Genomic DNA, 16,386 nt, shown 5'->3' with positions numbered 1-16,386 from the left:
TTTACGCCCAGTAATTCCGATTAACGCTTGCACCCTACGTATTACCGCGGCTGCTGGCACGTAGTTAGCCGGTGCTTATTCTTCAGGTACCGTCATTAGCAAGAGATATTAGCTCTCACCGTTTCTTCCCTGACAAAAGAGCTTTACAACCCGAAGGCCTTCTTCACTCACGCGGCATTGCTGGATCAGGCTTTCGCCCATTGTCCAAAATTCCCCACTGCTGCCTCCCGTAGGAGTCTGGACCGTGTCTCAGTTCCAGTGTGGCTGGTCGTCCTCTCAGACCAGCTACTGATCGATGCCTTGGTAGGCTTTTACCCTACCAACTAGCTAATCAGATATCGGCCGCTCCACGAGCATGAGGTCTTGCGATCCCCCACTTTCATCCTTAGATCGTATGCGGTATTAGCGTAACTTTCGCTACGTTATCCCCCACTCTAGGGTACGTTCCGATATATTACTCACCCGTTCGCCACTCGCCACCAGAGCAAGCTCCGTGCTGCCGTTCGACTTGCATGTGTAAGGCATGCCGCCAGCGTTCAATCTGAGCCAGGATCAAACTCTTCAGTTTAATCTCTGTTACTTTGCCATTTTATTGGCACCGTCTTGCGACGGGTCGCTCACTCAAAAAACTGACAGGCTACTTCCGAAGAAGTATCCTATTTCATTATTTCTTGTGAACATTTGATATTTTAAGTATTACGCCAATCCGAAGATCGACGCTGCACTACATCAAATGCCCACACTTATCGACTGTTAATTGTTAAAGAACTGTATTCGGTTACTGCTTTCGCGCTATCGACAAAGCGTTGTGTTTGTCAGCTGCGAAGAAGGAAGAGTATGAAGCATTTCGCTATCCGTCAACTCCTTCTTTTTACTACCCAGCCCCGGAAGGCCGTCCCTTTTGTGCCGCAAACTAGTGCGTCTCATTGGGGAGGCGAACTATAGCAAAGCGCCCCTGTAGAAGCAAGGCTTTTCCGGGGTATTTGCGGCCAGCTGCTACAATTTCGCCCCCTCAGCGCAAATCCGCGTCCATCCATAGAAGATTCACCATGAAACAACAAGCTCAAGGATCAGGCCTGACCCTGAAACGAGCTGGCTTTACCACTGGCTTCGGCGTACTCGCCGCCACCCTCGGTTCCGCAGTCGGTCTCGGCAATATCTGGAAATTCCCCTATTTGACGGGCGCCAATGGCGGCGCCGGCTTCCTGCTCATTTATTTACTCGCCACCTTGTTAGTGGGATTGCCCGTGATGATCGCGGAAATCACCCTGGGACGCCGGGCCAAGGTCAATCCGATTTCCACCATGGAACAGCTGGCGCCCAAGGGCAAGCCCTGGTGGCTGGTCGGCCTCATCGGCATGGTGGCCGCCTTCCTGATCGTCGCGTTCTATTCGGAAGTCGTGGGCTGGGTGTTTGCCTATATCGTCAAGGCCATCGATGGCTCCATCCTCAGCAGCGACAAGCTGGTGACGGAAGCGGCCTTCGCTTCGCTGATCAGCAATCCATTGCAATCGCTGCTGTGGCAATGGGGCGTGCTGTTGTTTATCGGTGGCATCCTGATGCTGGGCGTAACCAAAGGCATCGAAGCGATCGCCAAGAAGCTGATGCCGCTGCTGTTCCTGCTGCTGTTGCTGCTCTGCGCAGTCAGCCTGTCGCTCGATAAAGCCGGCGAAGGCCTGGCCTTTCTGTTCCGTCCTGATTTTTCCAAGCTGACGGCCTCCGTCGTACTGACGGCCATGGGCCTGGCCTTCTTTAAGTTGTCCGTCGGCATGGGTACGATGATGACCTACGGCAGTTATTTCCGCGATGACCAGAATATCCCCGTCACCACCTTGCGCGTGATGGCGGCCGACCTCGGTGTATCGATGCTGGCTGGCATCGCCATCTTCCCCGCCGTGTTCACGTTTGGTTTTGCCCCCAGCGCAGGACCGTCGCTGGTGTTCATCACGATCCCGGCCGTGTTTTCGCAAATCCCCATGGGGCAAGTCCTGATGGTGGTGTTTTTCATCCTGGCCGCCGTGGCCGCCACGGGGGCGATGCTGTCGCTGATGGAAGTGCCAGTGGTGATTTTCCATGAGCGTTTCGGCTGGACGCGTACCAAGGCCACCATCGTGACCATGCTGCTGCTGGCCGTGCTCGGCTCCGTGTGCGCCTTGAGTAACAGCACGCTGGCGGATTTCAAGCTGTTTCACTTGAATATGTTTGATCTGTTCGACTTTGTCTCGTCAAATATCTTCCTGCCCGTGGGCGGCATCGCCATCGCCTTGTTTACAGGCTGGGCCTGGGGCAAGCAGAACTTCATTGAGGCGATCGGCAATCACGGCCAGTTGCAAAATAAAACCCTGGCGCATGTGCTGCTGTTCCTGCTGCGCTTTGTCTCGCCCGTGCTGATCCTGATCGTGATGCTGAAGGGATTAAAGGTCTTTTAATCAGAGCACCCGGGTGTAGGTCTGGCGCACCAGCACCCGGTCACCGCAATCGAAATGCCACCATTCGCTGTTGATGCCGAAAAAGCCCGCCTGGAACATGGCGTTGCGCAACAGGCGGCGATGTTCCACGTGCTCCTCCGTAATTTCCCCCTGTTCCAGCAAGGCCAGCTCCAGTGCCGGGTGCGAGCGCTCACTCAGATCGTCAAACCCCGTCCCCATATCGAGTTCCTGGCCGTCCGGTCCGACGATGGTGAGGTCGAGCGCCATACCGAACGAGTGGATCGAGCCGCGCGACGGTTCGGCGATATAGCCGAGCAGCTCCGTTCCCTGCAACGCATCCCACAATTGTTGCTGTACCCGTTGCGGGCGCAGGGCATCAAGCACCAGCAGATGATGGTCAGGCCGCCGCTCGGCCAGCCAGGCCACGGCTTTTTCCAGGGCGGCGGCGGCGTCGCGGTGCAACCAGGCACAATCGATGGGGCTGTATAAATCGCGGCCGACGAAATTGTCGGGCGTGGCATAACGCAAATCGACGGCAATGCCGGCGATGCTGCTCAGGTGGCGAAATTGCGGATCGCTGCCCACCTCTTCCAATTGCAAACTTGCAACAGACATCAGACTCCTCTTTCCAGGCAGTTACGCGCGGCCACGCCGATGCTGTCGGCCAGGCGCCGCGCGCCATGCGACAGCGGCGAGTGGCTCGCCGTCAATAAATACAGTTGTATGGGGATGGCTGGCGCCCAGGGCCGGCGCTGCAGCCGTTCGGGCGAACCGGACGCTGCCGTAAACGGGTCAACCACCGCCATGCCGGCACCCGCTTCCACCAGGGAACGGGCGATTTGATAGGTCTGCACCACCGTGGAAAAGACGGGGTGGATATCCTGCGCCTCGCACGCGGCGACCACCAGTTCGCCCAGCGGATCGTTGTCGGCATGGCCGATCAGCTCGCCGCTGAGGCCATGCGCCGTCAGCGGCGTGCCGCAATCGGCCGCATGCCAGGTGCCGGCGGAAGCGATGACCGTCATGACGCCGTGCGCGAGCGGTTCGGCCACGATGCCCGGATGGCGCGGGTCTTGCAACGATACGGCCAGGTCCGCCTCACCCAGGCGCAGGGTATTGACGATCTCGCCCGTGTGGTGGGTGGCCAGCTGGCAACGCGTGTGGGGAAAGTCCCGCCGCCACTCGGTCATGGCGAACGGCAAGACACTGATGGCGATCGTCGGCGTGGACACCAGGCGGATGGTTTCCACCGCATGGCCCTTCAGGCTGGCCGCCAGGCGGCGGATGCCCAATAAATCACGGTTGAGCTTTTCCGTCTCGACAAACAAGCGGTGCGCCTCGGGCTTCGGGTACAGCTTGCCCCGCACGCGCTCGAACAGCGGCATGCCCAGTTGCAACTCGCAATGCTGCAAGACCTTGGTCACGGCCGGTTGCGAGATATGCAGCACCTGGGCGGCGCCGCTGATGGTGCCAACTTGCATGATGGCGTGAAACACTTCGATATGACGCAGCCGCATGAGCTATTCCTTTACCGTGCTTTGACCGTCGAGGCCGTAAGAGTTCAGCATATAAGAAAAAGTCATGGGCTGGAACGGCCGTGCTACTTTGCTACAACAGCGGGTGCCGGCGTCGTCAGCACTTCCAGCAGGGCCGCCGTTTCGCCATCCGGCGTGCCATCGAACAACTTATTGCGGTATTTCATCTGGAAGGCGATCAGCACATTGCGCGTCGCTTCGTCGAACACGCCCGTGTTTGGCGTCGCATAGCCATGCTGGGCCAGCTTTTTCTGGAACCAGACGGCATCCGGCACTTGCTGATCAAAAATGATGCGCTGCGCGGCCACGCGGTTGGCGTCGGGCCAGACGATCAGGCCCGCATCGGCCAGTTGGCGCCATGGGAACAGCGGACCCGGGTCCTGCTTGCGCTGCGGCGCGATCTCGTTGTGGCCCAGGATGTTTTCCGGTGCAATGTTGTAGCGCGCCTGTATATCCTTCAGCAACGGGATCAGCTCGTCGATCTGCGCCTGCGGGAATGGATACCAGAGGCGGCCTTCCGGCGTGTCCTTGTAGCCAGGGTTGACGATCTCGATGCCGATCGAGCTGACATTCAACTGTGTATACGTCTTCCAGTTACTCACACCGGCGTGATTGGCCTGGCGCGATTCGTCGACCAGCACGTAAAACTTCGGCTTGTCCGTATCGGTCAGCAAATAATGGCTGCTGACCACTTGTTCCGTGAGGATCTTGATCGAACGGGGCAGGTCGCTGACCGTGTAATGGATGACGATGAATTTCACGCGCGGGCTCTGGCTGCGCGCGTTCAAGCTATGGTCGAGGTGCGGCGCGGGCGTGGTACACGCGGAGAGCAGGGCCACCAGCATGGCGAGGGCGATTTTTTTCATGAAAGATCCGTGATCGGGTTAATAAAATGTTCAGTCTTTGCCGGCCGCCAGGCTGGCCGCCTGCCTGGCCGCTGCGTCATGCGGACGGGCAATTCTTTGTTCCATCTGCAACGATACCGGCAATGCGGCGCGCATGGCTGCCGCCATCGCCGGGTGCAACTGCGCCGCGCGGCCCGCCAGCACCACGGGACGCGGACCATGGCGCGCCACCAGGGCCAGGGCCAGGCGCGCCAATTCCTGCCCCGCGCGCTGCAAGATGTCCAGCGCCAGCGGGTCGTTTTCGGCACTGGCGGCGACGGCCAGCGCCAGCCGGCCGATGGTACCCCGATCCTGGCCATACATGAAGGCGCGCGACAGCGACCAGTCGCTGCCGCCCACATGCGCAAACACGGCCTCGGCCATGGGCGATGCCTGCCAGCTGCCGGGCGCCTCGTCTTCGCGGCGCCAGATCTGGCGCAAGGCTTCGCGGGCGATCCAGTAACCGCCGCCGCCATCGTCGAGCAGCACGCCGCGCCCGCCCGCGCGGTGAAACACGCCATCCGTATCGATCCAGGCAGCAATCGACCCCGTGCCCGCGTAGACCAGGTAACCCTGGCCCGGCGCAAAACTGTCGCGATATGCGATTTCAATATCATTGCACAAGCGGATGTCCGTAACGTCGAGCGCCAGCAAACCGGCCAGCGCTTGCGCCAGCACAACATCGTCGCCGCCAAAGCCCGTCAATCCGGCCACCACGGCGCGCGGCTGGCCGACAGCCAGCACGGCCTGGCACAATTGCGCAAATGTGGCGTGCACGGCCGCGCGGCCCGCATCGCTGCTCATTTGCAAGGCAGACAAGCCGTCCACGGCGCCGTCGGCCACGATGGCGCCGTCCGCGCCGGCCAGGGCCCAGCGCGTCTGCGTGCCGCCCGCGTCGATGCCCAGGCCGAGCACGGCAGCGCCATTATTGACTGTAGGGAAGGAAATCATGGCATGAGTGTAAAGCCAAGCGCATCCGGCAGGCATGAAAGCTTGCGCATGTTTCATGCCTGCAGGTTATGGACTGCCGGTGACGCGGAAAAAGCTACTTGGCAGGGGTCGTAAACGGGGCGCGCACGGTGACGCGCGCGCTTTCATTGCCGAGGCGGTCCACGGCGCTGACCACCACCGCATTGACTTTACCGATGGCATCGTCAACCAGGGTCAGCTCGCCTTGCACGCCCGTGACCACGGTAAAGCGCCAGTCTTCGCCGTAACGGGCCCAGACCGCATACTGGGCCACGGGCTTGCCGCCGCCTGCCGTCAATTTGATGTTCAGGCTGGTGGAATCGCGGCGCAAGGCCAGCAGCGGCGTGCCGGGCGCTTCCTTGCCCAGCCATGGCGTGGCGGGAACCAGAGCCGGACTTTGATACACGGTGGCCTTGAGTTGCTCGCTGACACCCTTGCGGTTCTGCATCAATGGCACCATGCTGAAATGCACTTGCCCGTTCGCGCCGGGGCGCGTGCGCGTCACTTCGACCTGCTTGATGATCTCTTGCGGCGTGAAGGACTTGGCGGAATTGTCGATGCGACTCGTATACAAGCCCGGCCACACATGGCGGCCATACGGATTTTGCGCCAGCCAGTAGTCGAGCAGCACGCCAAACGCCTGCGGCGCCTGCGCCACGGGCCAGTACAGCTGCGGCGACAGGTAGTCGAGCCAGCCCTTGGCCAGCCACAGTTCCGCATCCGCATACAATTTGTCGTACTGGCTGAAGCCGACGATGCCGGCAGGGCGGCGGTCCGGACGGCCGATGCCGAACGGGCTGATGCCGAAGCGCACCCAGCTCTTTTCGCGGTGGATGCCTGTGTATAACGCCTCGATCAGCTGGTTGACGTTCTGGCGGCGCCAGGAAGGGCGGTCCAGCTGGCCGCCGGCCAGCAGATATTGCTGCCAGGAAGGCTCATCGGGAAACGGCAGTTCGCGCTTGGCGCCGCCATTGCCCGCGTCCAGCGCGGCCGTTTCGGCGCCGGCGCCGGCGCCTGGCGCGTCGATCGGATACGGATAAAAGTAATCGTCGATGTGCACGCCATCGATATCGTAGCGGCGCACCACGTCCAGCACCACGTCCGTCGTGTGCTTCGAAGCGGCGGCGTCACCCGGGTCCATCCACAGGTAGCGGCCGTATTGCTTGACGGACGCCGGATTGGTCGAGGCAAAACTGTCGCGCGCCAGCGGCGATTTGGCCGTCGCGTGACGGGCCCGGTAGGGATTGAACCAAGCATGCAATTCCAGTCCGCGCGCATGCGCCTGCGCCACCCAGAAGGCCAGCGGGTCATACAGGGGCAATGGTGGCTGGCCTTGCTTGCCAGTCAGGTATTCCGACCATGGCTCCAGCTGCGACGGGTAAATCGTGTCGGCGCTGGGGCGTACCTGCAGCACAATCGCGTTCAAATTCAAGGACTTGGCACGATCGAGGATAGCGATGGCCTCGGCTTGCTGCTTGGCCACCGGCAAATTGTTGCGGCTGGGCCAGTCGATATTGGCGACCGTCGAGACCCAGGCGGCGCGAAATTCGCGCGGCGCCGGCGGCGGCACTTCGCCCGTGATGTGCTGCACGGGCGGCACGGCGGGCAAGCCCGCTTCGCCCGGCGTCACTGCGGATGGCATCCTGGTGCTGGTACAACTGCTGAGCAAAGTGGCGGCGGCCAGCGCGGCCAGCACGCCGGCCGTGACGCCCAGGCGTTTTTTCAAAGTAGACAACAAAACAATTCCTTGCAGTGGTGGAGCGCAGGTCTATCGGTGCGGGCATTTTACTGTGCGCCCGCATTCCCTGCGGGCGCGCACGATAAAAGAATCAGGCGGGCGCCTTCTTGCCGAATTCGGGATCGATCTTGACCAGCGCGGCCATGATGAAGGCGGGAATGGTGGCGATGCAGACCCAGATGAAGAAGTGCTGGTAGCCCAACATTTGCTGTATCCAGCCGCTGGCCATGCCCGGCAACATCATGCCCAGGGCCATGAAGCCCGTGCAGATGGCGTAATGGGCCGTTTTATGCGCGCCATCGGAAACCATGATCATGTACAGCATGTACGACGCGAAGCCGAAGCCATAACCAAATTGCTCCAGCGCAATGCCTCCGGCGATCAGGTATATATTGCTGGGCATGGCCGTAGCCAGGTAAACGAAGACCAGGTCGGGCAAGTGGACGGACAGCACCATGATCCACAGGCAGCGTTTCAAGCCGAAGCGGGAAATGATGTAGCCGCCCAGCAAGCCGCCGAGGGTCAGGGCAATCACGCCGATGGTGCCGTAGACGAGACCAACCTGTTCCGTGCTGAGACCCAGGCCGCCCTTGGCGACGGGGTCGAGCAGGAAGGGCGCGGCCAGTTTGAGCAATTGCGCTTCGCCGAGGCGGAACAGCAGCAAAAAGCCGAGGATGACGAGGATATCCTTCTTCTTGAAGAAGGCGGCAAAGGTGGCGACGAATTCTTGCAACGGAGAAACACCCGCTGCCTGGATGCTGGGCCGGTCATCCTTGGGCTTGGGCAAGATGAAATAGTGGTACAGGAAGAGGGCGATGAACAGGCCCGCCAGGATGGCAAACACGACGGACCAGGCCAGCTGCACATTGCCCGTCGCATGCGTCAGGTAGCCGGCCAGGTACACGAGGCCGCCCTGGCCGGCGATCATGGCCAGACGGTAAAACGTGCTGCGCACGCCGACGAAGGCCGCCTGCTGGTGCTGTTCCAGGCCCAGCATATAAAAGCCGTCGGCGGCGATATCATGCGTGGCGGAACTAAAGGCCATCAGCCAGAAAATGGCTAGGCTGATCTGGAAGAAGTGCGGCAAGGACGTCGTCAGGGCCACCAGCGCCAGCGCGGCGCCGATCACCAGTTGCAGGCCGACGATCCAGAAGCGCTTGGTGCGGTACATGTCGATGAAGGGCGACCACAGCGGCTTGATGACCCACGGCAAGTACAACCAACTGGTATACAGCGCGATATCGGTATTCGAGAAACCGTAGTTCTTGTACATGATCACGGACAGTGTCATGACCACCACGTAGGGAATGCCCTGGCCGAAATACAGGGAGGGGATCCACAGCCACGGGTTTTTCGCGCGCGCCGGGGCGGTTTGTTTCACAAGCTCCATACATCCTTCATCGTCTGCCAGACAGAAGAATGCCGCGCCATCGGATCAAGCCGCCAGTGCCGCCCGCACACTGCCGTTCGCGCCGGCCAACAATGCCTGTGCCTGGTTTGTATTAATTTTTTTGATCAAGGCAACAATCGCCACCTTGACGTGAAATTGGCACTGCTCCAGCACCATCCTGGCCTGCACCTCGCTGGCGCCCGTGGCATGCATGGTCAGGCGCACGGCCCGCCAGATCAGCTTGGCGTTGGTCGGCTTCAAGTCTACCATCAAGTTTCCATAAGTTTTATGCAAACCCACCATCAGGGCGCTGGAAATCGTGTTCAGGGTGATTTTTTGCGCCGTGCCCGCTTTCAGGCGCGTGCTGCCGGAAATGACTTCCGTGCCCGTGTCGAGCACGATGCCGTAGGCGGCCTCGCGCGCCACGGGCGCATCCACGTTGTTGACAATGCCGATGGTCAAGGCACCCGCCTTGCGCGCGGCCAGCAAGGCGCCCAGCACATAGGGCGTGGCGCCGGAAGCGGCCAGCAACAGCACGACATCGTTTTCTTGCGGCAGCAAGGCCAGCAAGTCCGCCTCGCCTTGCGATAAATCATCTTCCGCCCCTTCGACGGCCGTAAACATGGCGCCCGCGCCGCCAGCCAGGATGGCGACGGCCCGTTCCGGCGGCCAGGAAAAGGTGGGATTCAGTTCCACGCTATCGAGCACGCCCAAGCGGCCCGAGGTGCCCGCGCCCACATACAGCAGGCGTCCGCCGCCGGCGATGCGGGGCAGGGCGGCCGTGATGGCTGCCGTGATCTGCGGCGACGCCAGCCGCACGGCTTCGACGGCCCAGAACTGGTCATCGACCAGCGCCGCCACCAGCTGTTCCACCGGATACAGGTCCAGGTCCGGATGCCGCCGGCTCGGGGTTTCAGTTTTCAACATGATTTCAGAACATGGTTGAAGGTGAAACCAGTTTAATACCAACCAGCACGGCCAGCCATGAAAGGATGGCGGGCGGGCATAACGGGAGTTTATGGCTAGTGCCGCTGCGGCCGTTCGCCGCCCATTCCCCGGTGCGCAAGGTGCTGGCAACGATGTTGACCGCAGTGCCGGCAAACCAGTCGGCTCACGGCAAGCTCATCGGGCTGTGTCGCTCGAAATACGACGAACCACTGCCGCCGCCCGCAGCGCAAGTCACTGTTGCGAAATAAATAATCATAATTATTAATTCAGGGGCCCAGGGCCAAGTTTTGGCCCCGTTTGTGTCTATACTTCGGTTCGACGCCATAATCAACGACACGCCCCATGATCGCTCGCCAATTGCTGTTCTTGTTTAGCGCCCTGGGCGCCATCAACGGAATTTTCCTGGCCGTCTATTTTTTCAGCCGCCGGCCCCGCTGCCTCGCCGACTGCATGCTGGGTGCCTTGCTGCTGGCCGTCGGGGTGCGCACCGCCAAGTCCGCCTTCCTCTTCTTCAACCCGGCGATCGCCCTCGAATTCCGCCAGCTGGGCCTGTCGGCCTGCCTGCTGATCGGTCCCTTGACCTATCTCTATGTACGCGCTTTCATCGCCGGGCTCGCGCAACTGCCTGCTGGACAACAATGGCGTTGGCATCTGGGCTTGTCCTTCCTGCTGATCGGCATAGGCGTCGCCTTTCCGTATACCGCGTATCGTGCTGCGTGGAACCTGTCGAGTCATGCCATCCATGTGTTCTGGCTAGGCTACCTGCTGGCGACCGCCAGGTTGCTCTGGCAAACCCGCCAGGTATGGTCGAACGACGGACACCGGATGGCGGCCAGCACCGTGCTCCCGCTCAGCGTCTATGCAGGCAGTTGCGTCATGCTGGTGGCGTACGCGAGCACGCCGTTCACGTCCTATATTGTCGGCGCCTTGTCGTTCACCTTCTCGCTGCATGTGGCGGTCATGGTCTTTCTGCTGAGAAAGGAAAGCCTGACGCCATCCGAGCCCAGGCAGAAGTACCGGAATAACCGCCTGGCGCACGAAGATACGCTTGCCGTGCTCGCTGCGCTGGAACAACTGATGACCGAACAGAAATCCTATCTGAATCCGAATCTGACCCTGGCCCAACTCGCCAAGCGGGCGGGATGCACGCAGGCGCAGGTGTCGCAGGTACTGAATGACAAGCTGGGCAAGAGCTTCACTACCTACGTCAACGAATACCGTATCGCCGAAGCGAAACAGGTATTGAGCGACGAGCCGCAATTGAACATGGATATCGTTGCCGAGCGCTGCGGGTTCAATTCCAGCTCCACCTTCTACTCGACCTTCAAGAAAGTGGCTGGGCAGACTCCTGCCAGCTTCCGGGCCCAATCCAGCCAGGCGGCCAGGGCCATGTCCGCGTAAAACCTCTCCGGAATCGCCATTCCGGAGTCTGAAATCATGTTTGGCGACATCAATTCCCCTGTATTTCGATAACTTATCGAGCACCAGCGATCAGCATCGGTCGTTGCTCCGATAAACGTAGTTCTTTATTCAGGGTAAAGCCATGATTCAGTTTTTATTGCGGACGGTATTCGCCTGTTGCTTGTTAAGCATCACCGCCGCCGGCACCGCCGCAACCGCAGACCAGGACGAAAATGCCATCCGGGAGACCGTGCGCCTGTATCTGCATGGCACCAGCTACAACGTGCAGAGCGAGATCAACCAGGCCTTCCTCGCAACCTCCCGCCTTTACCTGGACGGTAAAAACGATGTGGAATGGGAGTTGAGCGGTCCGGAATACGCCAAACTCTTTTCCCAAGAGAAAATAGGGCAATTCAATGGGCGCCACGGGCGACTGATCAAGGTCGATGTGAGCGGCAAGGTGGCCAGCGCCAAGGCCGAGATCCACATTCCCCAGCAAGGGGTCCGCTATGTCGATGTGTTTCTTTTGAAAAAGATCGCCGGCAACTGGAAGATCATCAGCAAGTCGGCCCATCGCGAGCCAGCTGCCCCGCGCCAGGCACGCAAGGTGCTGCTGGTGGTGTCGAATGTGCATCAATATCCCGGTACAAAGGTTAATGCAGGCAATAATTTTCCCGAGCTGGCCTATACCTATGATGCATTTCGCAAAGCAGGGTATGCCGTCGACTTCGTCAGTCCCGAGGGGGGCGCCATTCCCCTGGAAATGATCGTCACATCGGACGAGCTGCTCAAGAAGCATCTGTACGACAGTGATTTCATGTGGGCACTGGCCCATACCAAGCCCGTCTCCGAAGTCAGGGCAGACGAGTATGCAGGCATGGCTTTCGTCGGCGGCGGCGCGGCCATCGTCGGCATCCCGGAAAACCAGGCGCTCCAGGACATCGCCTTGCGTATCTACGAACAACAGGGTGGGGTGATCGCGGCCATCTGCCATGGCACCGAGGGCATCAAGAACCTGAAGCTACGTGACGGTACTTTCCTCATCCAGGGCAAGGTGCTCACCTCGTTCCCCGATGCGTTTCTCAACAAGGAATCGCCGGTATACAAGGCCTATCCCTTTTCGGCAGAAGCCAGCATCAAGCGCCATGGCGGCATATTCAGGCACGGCGCCAACGGCAAGAGTCACGTCGAGGTCGATGGCCGGCTGGTGACGGGCATGAGCTGGGAATCGTCCGTTGGCGTGGCGGAATCCATGATCCGCCTGATCGAACAGTAGCGGGCGCTTTCCTGGCGGGGCGGGCCGCGGCGCCGCACCGGCGTGCGGTGAGCAACGCGGGCCCGTCAGGGAGACGCGCGCGGTGTTTACAGGGGACTGGGGGCGCGGCGCATTTCGGCCACGAAGTCGTAGTGATCGCTGCGGCAATACGAATGCGTGAGTTCCACCGCTTCGCCCGAGTCCAGGTAGGCGATGCGCGTGATGAACAGCACGGCCTGGCCATCGGGGATGCCCAGCTGCTTGGCCAGCACGGCCGTCGCATTCATGGCGCGGATATGCTGCAGGGCGCGCACGGGCGCCTTCCTGATACTGCTCAAGTATTCATACAGCGAATCGCCCATGGCGGCCGGGTCCGGCACCACGCTGAACGGCAGCACGCTCACTTCATACGCCATCACCACGTCGTCGGCCAGGCGCAAGCGCTCCAGGCGCGCCACTTTCGTGTTCTGCGCCAGGCCCAGGCTCAGCTGTTCATCGCTGCTGGCGATGACGACTTCGCGCTTGAGCCAGCGCGAACCGGGACGGTAGCCGCGCTGCTGCAGCTGCTCGGAAAAGCTCGACAGATTCGACAGCGGCTGTTCGATGCGCGGGGCAATATAGTTGCCCGAACCGCGACGGCGCACGACGAGGCCTTGCTCGACGAGCTGGTCGATGGCCTTGCGCGCCGTCACGCGCGACACGTCAAGCAGTTCGGACAGGGTACGTTCGGATGGCAGGGCCTGGTCTACCTGGTAGCGGCCGTTGCGTACGTCATCGCTCAGCTTGCGGGCGATCTGCATATATAAAGGCGAATTGTCATTTAAATCGACCTTGAGTTCTACGCTGGTCTGGCTCATACAGTTCTCCTTGTCCTCCTAGTGTAATAGCGATGGCGCTTGCGCGTATCCCGTCCGCCCATGAATAAATGGAAAATGACCATAAATAACGGTTATACACTTAAAAAAACAATGTTTTACCATACATATAGCTTTGCATTATAGATAAATAAGCAATATTCATTGGCGTCCGACACCATCGCGCCCTATGCTGGCGGGGCAACCAACAGGGGCGGTGACACCATGAAAAAGAACATGACGGGCCTGCTCGGCCTGCTACTGCTGGGCAGCGCCTGGCCGGCGCTGGCCGCACCATCGGACAGCGGCGCCGGCAACGTCCTGCCCGCACGGCAGCACGCGCTCGATGCGGCCCTGTCCGCCATCGTCGAGGACCGGGCGCATCCGCTGGCCAGCCTGTCCGTGCTGGCGATCCGCCATGGCAAGCTGTCGTATCAGCAACAATTTGGCTACCGGCATCTCGGCGCCGCGCCGGCGCAGAACTTGCCCGTGACGCCCGCCACCCTGTTCCGCATCGCCTCGCTGTCGAAGATGATGACCACGCTGGGACTGATGCGGCTGGTCGAGCAAGGCAAGCTGAGCCTGGACCAGGATGTGGGCATATACCTGGGCTTTTCGCTGCGCAACCCGCACTTTCCGCAACAGCCAGTGACCTTGCGCAGCTTGCTCAGCCACACCTCCTCGCTGCGCGACACGGGCGGCTATGCCTGGGGACCCGAGCGCAGCCTGCGCGACGTGTTTACGGCCGGTGGCGACCTCATGTGGGATGCGGCCGCGGCGCCAGGCCGCTATTTTACGTATGCCAACCTGAACTGGGGCGTGATCGGCACCGTCATGGAGCAAGTCACGGGCGAGCGCTTCGACCTGCTGATGCGGCGCCTGCTGCTCGATCCGCTGGCACTGCGCGGCGGCTATAACCCGGCGACATTCTCTGCCGGGGAGGTGGCGGACACGGCCACGCTGTACCGCAAGCGCGCGCCCGACACGGAAGTCTGGCAGCCGCACGGGCCATGGATCGCACAGGTCGACGATTTTCATCGGGCGCCAACCGCGCCGGCCGGCCTCGAACGCTATGTGATCGGCAGCAATGCCACCGTCTTCAGTCCCACGGGCGGCTTGCGCATTTCCGCCGCCGGCCTGGGCAAGGTCATGCAGATGCTGCTCGATGGCGGCCGCTACCAGGGGAAACAGCTCTTGCAACCCGCCAGCATCGCCTTGATGTTTGGCCGGCAATGGCAGCTGGCGCCCGATGGCGGCAATGGCGACAGCGAACGGGGCCTGTACCGCGCCTGGGGCCTGGGCAACCAGCAATTCGATGCCGATACGGGGCAGGGCAACCGCCTGGTCGAGGGCGCCAGCTTCACGGCCGTCGGCCATTTGGGCGACGCGTATGGCCTGGTCTCGGCCTTCGTGCTCGATTTTGCCAACAAGAATGGCATGGTCAGCCTCGTCGGCGGCACGGGCAGCGATCCCGCACGGTATCCGGGCACGTATTCCGCCATGGGACGCAGCGAAGAATTAATCCTCACCACCTTATACCGTGGTGCAATTGCCAATCATAAATAATTTGCACTGAAATAGTGCATTCCTGAAAGTTATGGCTGCACCATGATGTTTCATTGGCTCCCTTGATGGCCAGCCTCTAAGCTCTCACCGAATGTTCCCGCACCATGGGAGCGCAACGCAGCGAGGCAACATGCAGCAACAAGTCATCATCATCGGCGGCGGCGTCGTCGGTCTGACATCGGCCTGGTGGCTGGCCGAGGCCGGCTACAAGGTCACGCTACTGGAACGTAACGAACAGGTGGCCATCGCCGCCAGCTACCGCAATGGCGGTCAGCTCAGCTATCGCTATGTGGCGCCGCTGGCGGACGCCGGCGTGCCCCTGAAAGCCTTGCAGTGGCTGCTGCAGAAGGATGGCCCGCTGCGCTTCCGCCCCGAGGCCGACTGGCGCCAATGGCGCTGGATGGCCAGTTTCTTGCGCAATTGCAATGCGGCCAGCAATGCGCGCACGACGGCCAAGCTGCTGCAGCTCGGCGAATTAAGCCGCTCCGGCATGGCGCAGCTGGAATGGACGGTGCCGCCCGAAGCGTATGCGTGGCGCGACGCGGGCAAGCTCATCGTCTACCGCTCGCCCGCCATCTTTCAGCGGGCCGTGGCGCGGCCTGAATCGGAAGAGGCGCGCGTCGTGCTGTCCCCGCTGGAAGCCGTGCAGCGCGAACCGGCGCTGGCCGCCCTGCAGGGCTCCCTGGCCGGCGGCATCTTTACCGAGGGCGAAGCTGTGGCCGATTGCCACGCGTTTTGCCTGGCCCTGGAGGCGCGCCTGCTGCAGCACCCGAATTTTTCACTGCTGCCCAAGGGCGAGGCGCGCCGCCTCGTCACGCAGCGCGGCAAGATCACGGGCGTCGACACCAGCCTGGGCCTGTTGCAGGCAGATCACTATGTGCTGGCGGCCGGCATCCAGAGTCGCGACCTGGCCGCCACGGCGGGCATTTACCTGCCGCTGTATCCATTGAAAGGCTACAGCCTGACGGCGCCCATCCGCGCGCAGGACAAGGCGCCCGAGATCAGCATCACGGATTTCGAGCGCAAGGTGCTGTATGCGCGCATCGGCAACGACCTGCGCGTGGCCGCCATGGTCGACATGGTGGGCGCCGACAACAGCATCGACTGGAACCGCATCGCCGGCCTGACGCGGCTGGCGCGCGAGGCCATGCCGCGCGGCGCCGATTACGACCAGGCCACGGCATGGGCCGGCTTGCGGCCCGCCACGCCGAACAGCGCGCCGCTGGTGGGCGCCAGCAAGTACGCCAACCTGTGGCTGAACGTGGGCCATGGTCCGCTGGGCTTTACCTTTGCCGCCGGCACGGCGCGCATCCTCGCCGATGTGATAGCCGGCAAGGCGCCGCCATTCGCGCTGGACTTCCTCTGCCTGAAAAAGTAGCACGCGCCTGGCCGCTGCCTTTATGGCGGATAATTGCGG

General features: G+C 61.3%; 14 protein-coding genes and 1 rRNA gene. 6 read left to right on the top strand and 9 right to left on the bottom strand.

Annotated features, from left to right (window positions below; genetic code table 11):
• Positions 1-568 (bottom strand): 16S ribosomal RNA (locus AC1RDJ_RS10715); the annotation flags it as partial.
• 481 nt (positions 569-1,049) lie between these two features.
• On the opposite strand from AC1RDJ_RS10715, the gene AC1RDJ_RS10710 reads away from it, so the two are divergent.
• The gene (locus AC1RDJ_RS10710; protein WP_493027403.1) at positions 1,050-2,429 is read left to right on the top strand and encodes a sodium-dependent transporter; all 1,380 of its coding nucleotides are present in this window, start codon (positions 1,050-1,052) and stop codon (positions 2,427-2,429) included.
• On the opposite strand, the gene AC1RDJ_RS10705 is transcribed toward AC1RDJ_RS10710, so the two are convergent.
• The 7 genes from AC1RDJ_RS10705 to AC1RDJ_RS10675 form a co-directional block, all read right to left on the bottom strand.
• Positions 2,430-3,044, bottom strand: coding sequence for a M15 family metallopeptidase (locus tag AC1RDJ_RS10705; RefSeq protein WP_493027402.1), 615 nt, complete (start codon positions 3,042-3,044; stop codon positions 2,430-2,432).
• On the bottom strand, positions 3,044-3,946 hold the full coding sequence (locus tag AC1RDJ_RS10700) for a LysR family transcriptional regulator (RefSeq protein ID WP_071326023.1): 903 nt from the start codon (positions 3,944-3,946) through the stop codon (positions 3,044-3,046). The genes AC1RDJ_RS10705 and AC1RDJ_RS10700 overlap by 1 nt, the downstream gene beginning before the upstream one ends.
• An 83-nt stretch (positions 3,947-4,029) precedes the next feature.
• A complete protein-coding gene (locus tag AC1RDJ_RS10695) occupies positions 4,030-4,830 on the bottom strand; it encodes an N-acetylmuramoyl-L-alanine amidase (RefSeq protein WP_071326022.1) in 801 nt (266 codons plus the stop codon).
• Between the two features lie 30 nt (positions 4,831-4,860).
• Positions 4,861-5,799: an N-acetylglucosamine kinase gene (locus tag AC1RDJ_RS10690; RefSeq protein ID WP_493027401.1), complete on the bottom strand. Its 939-nt coding sequence runs from the start codon at positions 5,797-5,799 to the stop codon at positions 4,861-4,863.
• 94 nt (positions 5,800-5,893) lie between these two features.
• Complete coding sequence (locus AC1RDJ_RS10685; protein WP_493027400.1) at positions 5,894-7,555, bottom strand: glycoside hydrolase family 10-like protein; 1,662 nt, start codon at positions 7,553-7,555, stop codon at positions 5,894-5,896.
• A gap of 91 nt (positions 7,556-7,646) precedes the next feature.
• Positions 7,647-8,945 carry an MFS transporter gene (locus AC1RDJ_RS10680; protein ID WP_071326019.1) on the bottom strand — a complete coding sequence of 433 codons (1,299 nt, stop codon included), beginning with the start codon at positions 8,943-8,945 and terminating at the stop codon, positions 7,647-7,649.
• Between the two features lie 45 nt (positions 8,946-8,990).
• The gene (locus AC1RDJ_RS10675; protein ID WP_493027399.1) at positions 8,991-9,872 is read right to left on the bottom strand and encodes an N-acetylmuramic acid 6-phosphate etherase; all 882 of its coding nucleotides are present in this window, start codon (positions 9,870-9,872) and stop codon (positions 8,991-8,993) included.
• 11 nt (positions 9,873-9,883) lie between these two features.
• On the opposite strand from AC1RDJ_RS10675, the gene AC1RDJ_RS10670 reads away from it, so the two are divergent.
• The 3 genes from AC1RDJ_RS10670 to AC1RDJ_RS10660 all read left to right on the top strand — a co-directional run bounded on the left by AC1RDJ_RS10670 (position 9,884) and on the right by AC1RDJ_RS10660 (position 12,570).
• A complete protein-coding gene (locus AC1RDJ_RS10670; protein ID WP_493027398.1) occupies positions 9,884-10,141 on the top strand; it encodes a hypothetical protein in 258 nt (85 codons plus the stop codon).
• A gap of 94 nt (positions 10,142-10,235) precedes the next feature.
• Positions 10,236-11,294, top strand: a complete 1,059-nt coding sequence (locus AC1RDJ_RS10665; protein WP_493027397.1) for a helix-turn-helix transcriptional regulator — start codon at positions 10,236-10,238, stop codon at positions 11,292-11,294.
• Positions 11,295-11,436: 142 nt separating this feature from the next.
• Positions 11,437-12,570 (top strand): nuclear transport factor 2 family protein, encoded by a 1,134-nt coding sequence (locus tag AC1RDJ_RS10660; protein ID WP_493027396.1) that lies wholly within the window; start codon positions 11,437-11,439, stop codon positions 12,568-12,570.
• An 86-nt stretch (positions 12,571-12,656) separates the two neighbouring features.
• On the opposite strand, the gene AC1RDJ_RS10655 is transcribed toward AC1RDJ_RS10660, so the two are convergent.
• Positions 12,657-13,406 (bottom strand): GntR family transcriptional regulator, encoded by a 750-nt coding sequence (locus AC1RDJ_RS10655; RefSeq protein ID WP_071326014.1) that lies wholly within the window; start codon positions 13,404-13,406, stop codon positions 12,657-12,659.
• Between the two features lie 222 nt (positions 13,407-13,628).
• Between AC1RDJ_RS10655 and AC1RDJ_RS10650 the strand changes: the two genes are divergently transcribed.
• Positions 13,629-14,969 (top strand): serine hydrolase domain-containing protein, encoded by a 1,341-nt coding sequence (locus AC1RDJ_RS10650; protein ID WP_493027395.1) that lies wholly within the window; start codon positions 13,629-13,631, stop codon positions 14,967-14,969.
• Between the two features lie 91 nt (positions 14,970-15,060).
• Positions 15,061-16,347 (top strand): D-amino acid dehydrogenase, encoded by a 1,287-nt coding sequence (locus tag AC1RDJ_RS10645; RefSeq protein ID WP_493027394.1) that lies wholly within the window; start codon positions 15,061-15,063, stop codon positions 16,345-16,347.
• Positions 16,348-16,386 lie beyond the last annotated feature (39 nt).

The organism is Janthinobacterium sp. GW822-FHT07H10, assembly GCF_058798675.1.
This window is presented reverse-complemented; position numbering and strand designations above follow the sequence as displayed.

Excerpts from the sequence above, each read along its gene's own strand:
- AC1RDJ_RS10710 (WP_493027403.1), top strand. The coding sequence starts at position 1,050 with ATGAAACAACAAGCTCAAGGATCAGGCCTGACCCTGAAACGAGCTGGC.
- AC1RDJ_RS10705 (WP_493027402.1), bottom strand. The coding sequence starts at position 3,044 with ATGTCTGTTGCAAGTTTGCAATTGGAAGAGGTGGGCAGCGATCCGCAA.
- AC1RDJ_RS10700 (WP_071326023.1), bottom strand. The coding sequence starts at position 3,946 with ATGCGGCTGCGTCATATCGAAGTGTTTCACGCCATCATGCAAGTTGGC.
- AC1RDJ_RS10695 (WP_071326022.1), bottom strand. The coding sequence starts at position 4,830 with ATGAAAAAAATCGCCCTCGCCATGCTGGTGGCCCTGCTCTCCGCGTGT.
- AC1RDJ_RS10690 (WP_493027401.1), bottom strand. The coding sequence starts at position 5,799 with ATGATTTCCTTCCCTACAGTCAATAATGGCGCTGCCGTGCTCGGCCTG.
- AC1RDJ_RS10680 (WP_071326019.1), bottom strand. The coding sequence starts at position 8,945 with ATGGAGCTTGTGAAACAAACCGCCCCGGCGCGCGCGAAAAACCCGTGG.
- AC1RDJ_RS10675 (WP_493027399.1), bottom strand. The coding sequence starts at position 9,872 with ATGTTGAAAACTGAAACCCCGAGCCGGCGGCATCCGGACCTGGACCTG.
- AC1RDJ_RS10670 (WP_493027398.1), top strand. The coding sequence starts at position 9,884 with ATGGTTGAAGGTGAAACCAGTTTAATACCAACCAGCACGGCCAGCCAT.
- AC1RDJ_RS10665 (WP_493027397.1), top strand. The coding sequence starts at position 10,236 with ATGATCGCTCGCCAATTGCTGTTCTTGTTTAGCGCCCTGGGCGCCATC.
- AC1RDJ_RS10660 (WP_493027396.1), top strand. The coding sequence starts at position 11,437 with ATGATTCAGTTTTTATTGCGGACGGTATTCGCCTGTTGCTTGTTAAGC.
- AC1RDJ_RS10655 (WP_071326014.1), bottom strand. The coding sequence starts at position 13,406 with ATGAGCCAGACCAGCGTAGAACTCAAGGTCGATTTAAATGACAATTCG.
- AC1RDJ_RS10650 (WP_493027395.1), top strand. The coding sequence starts at position 13,629 with ATGAAAAAGAACATGACGGGCCTGCTCGGCCTGCTACTGCTGGGCAGC.
- AC1RDJ_RS10645 (WP_493027394.1), top strand. The coding sequence starts at position 15,061 with ATGTTCCCGCACCATGGGAGCGCAACGCAGCGAGGCAACATGCAGCAA.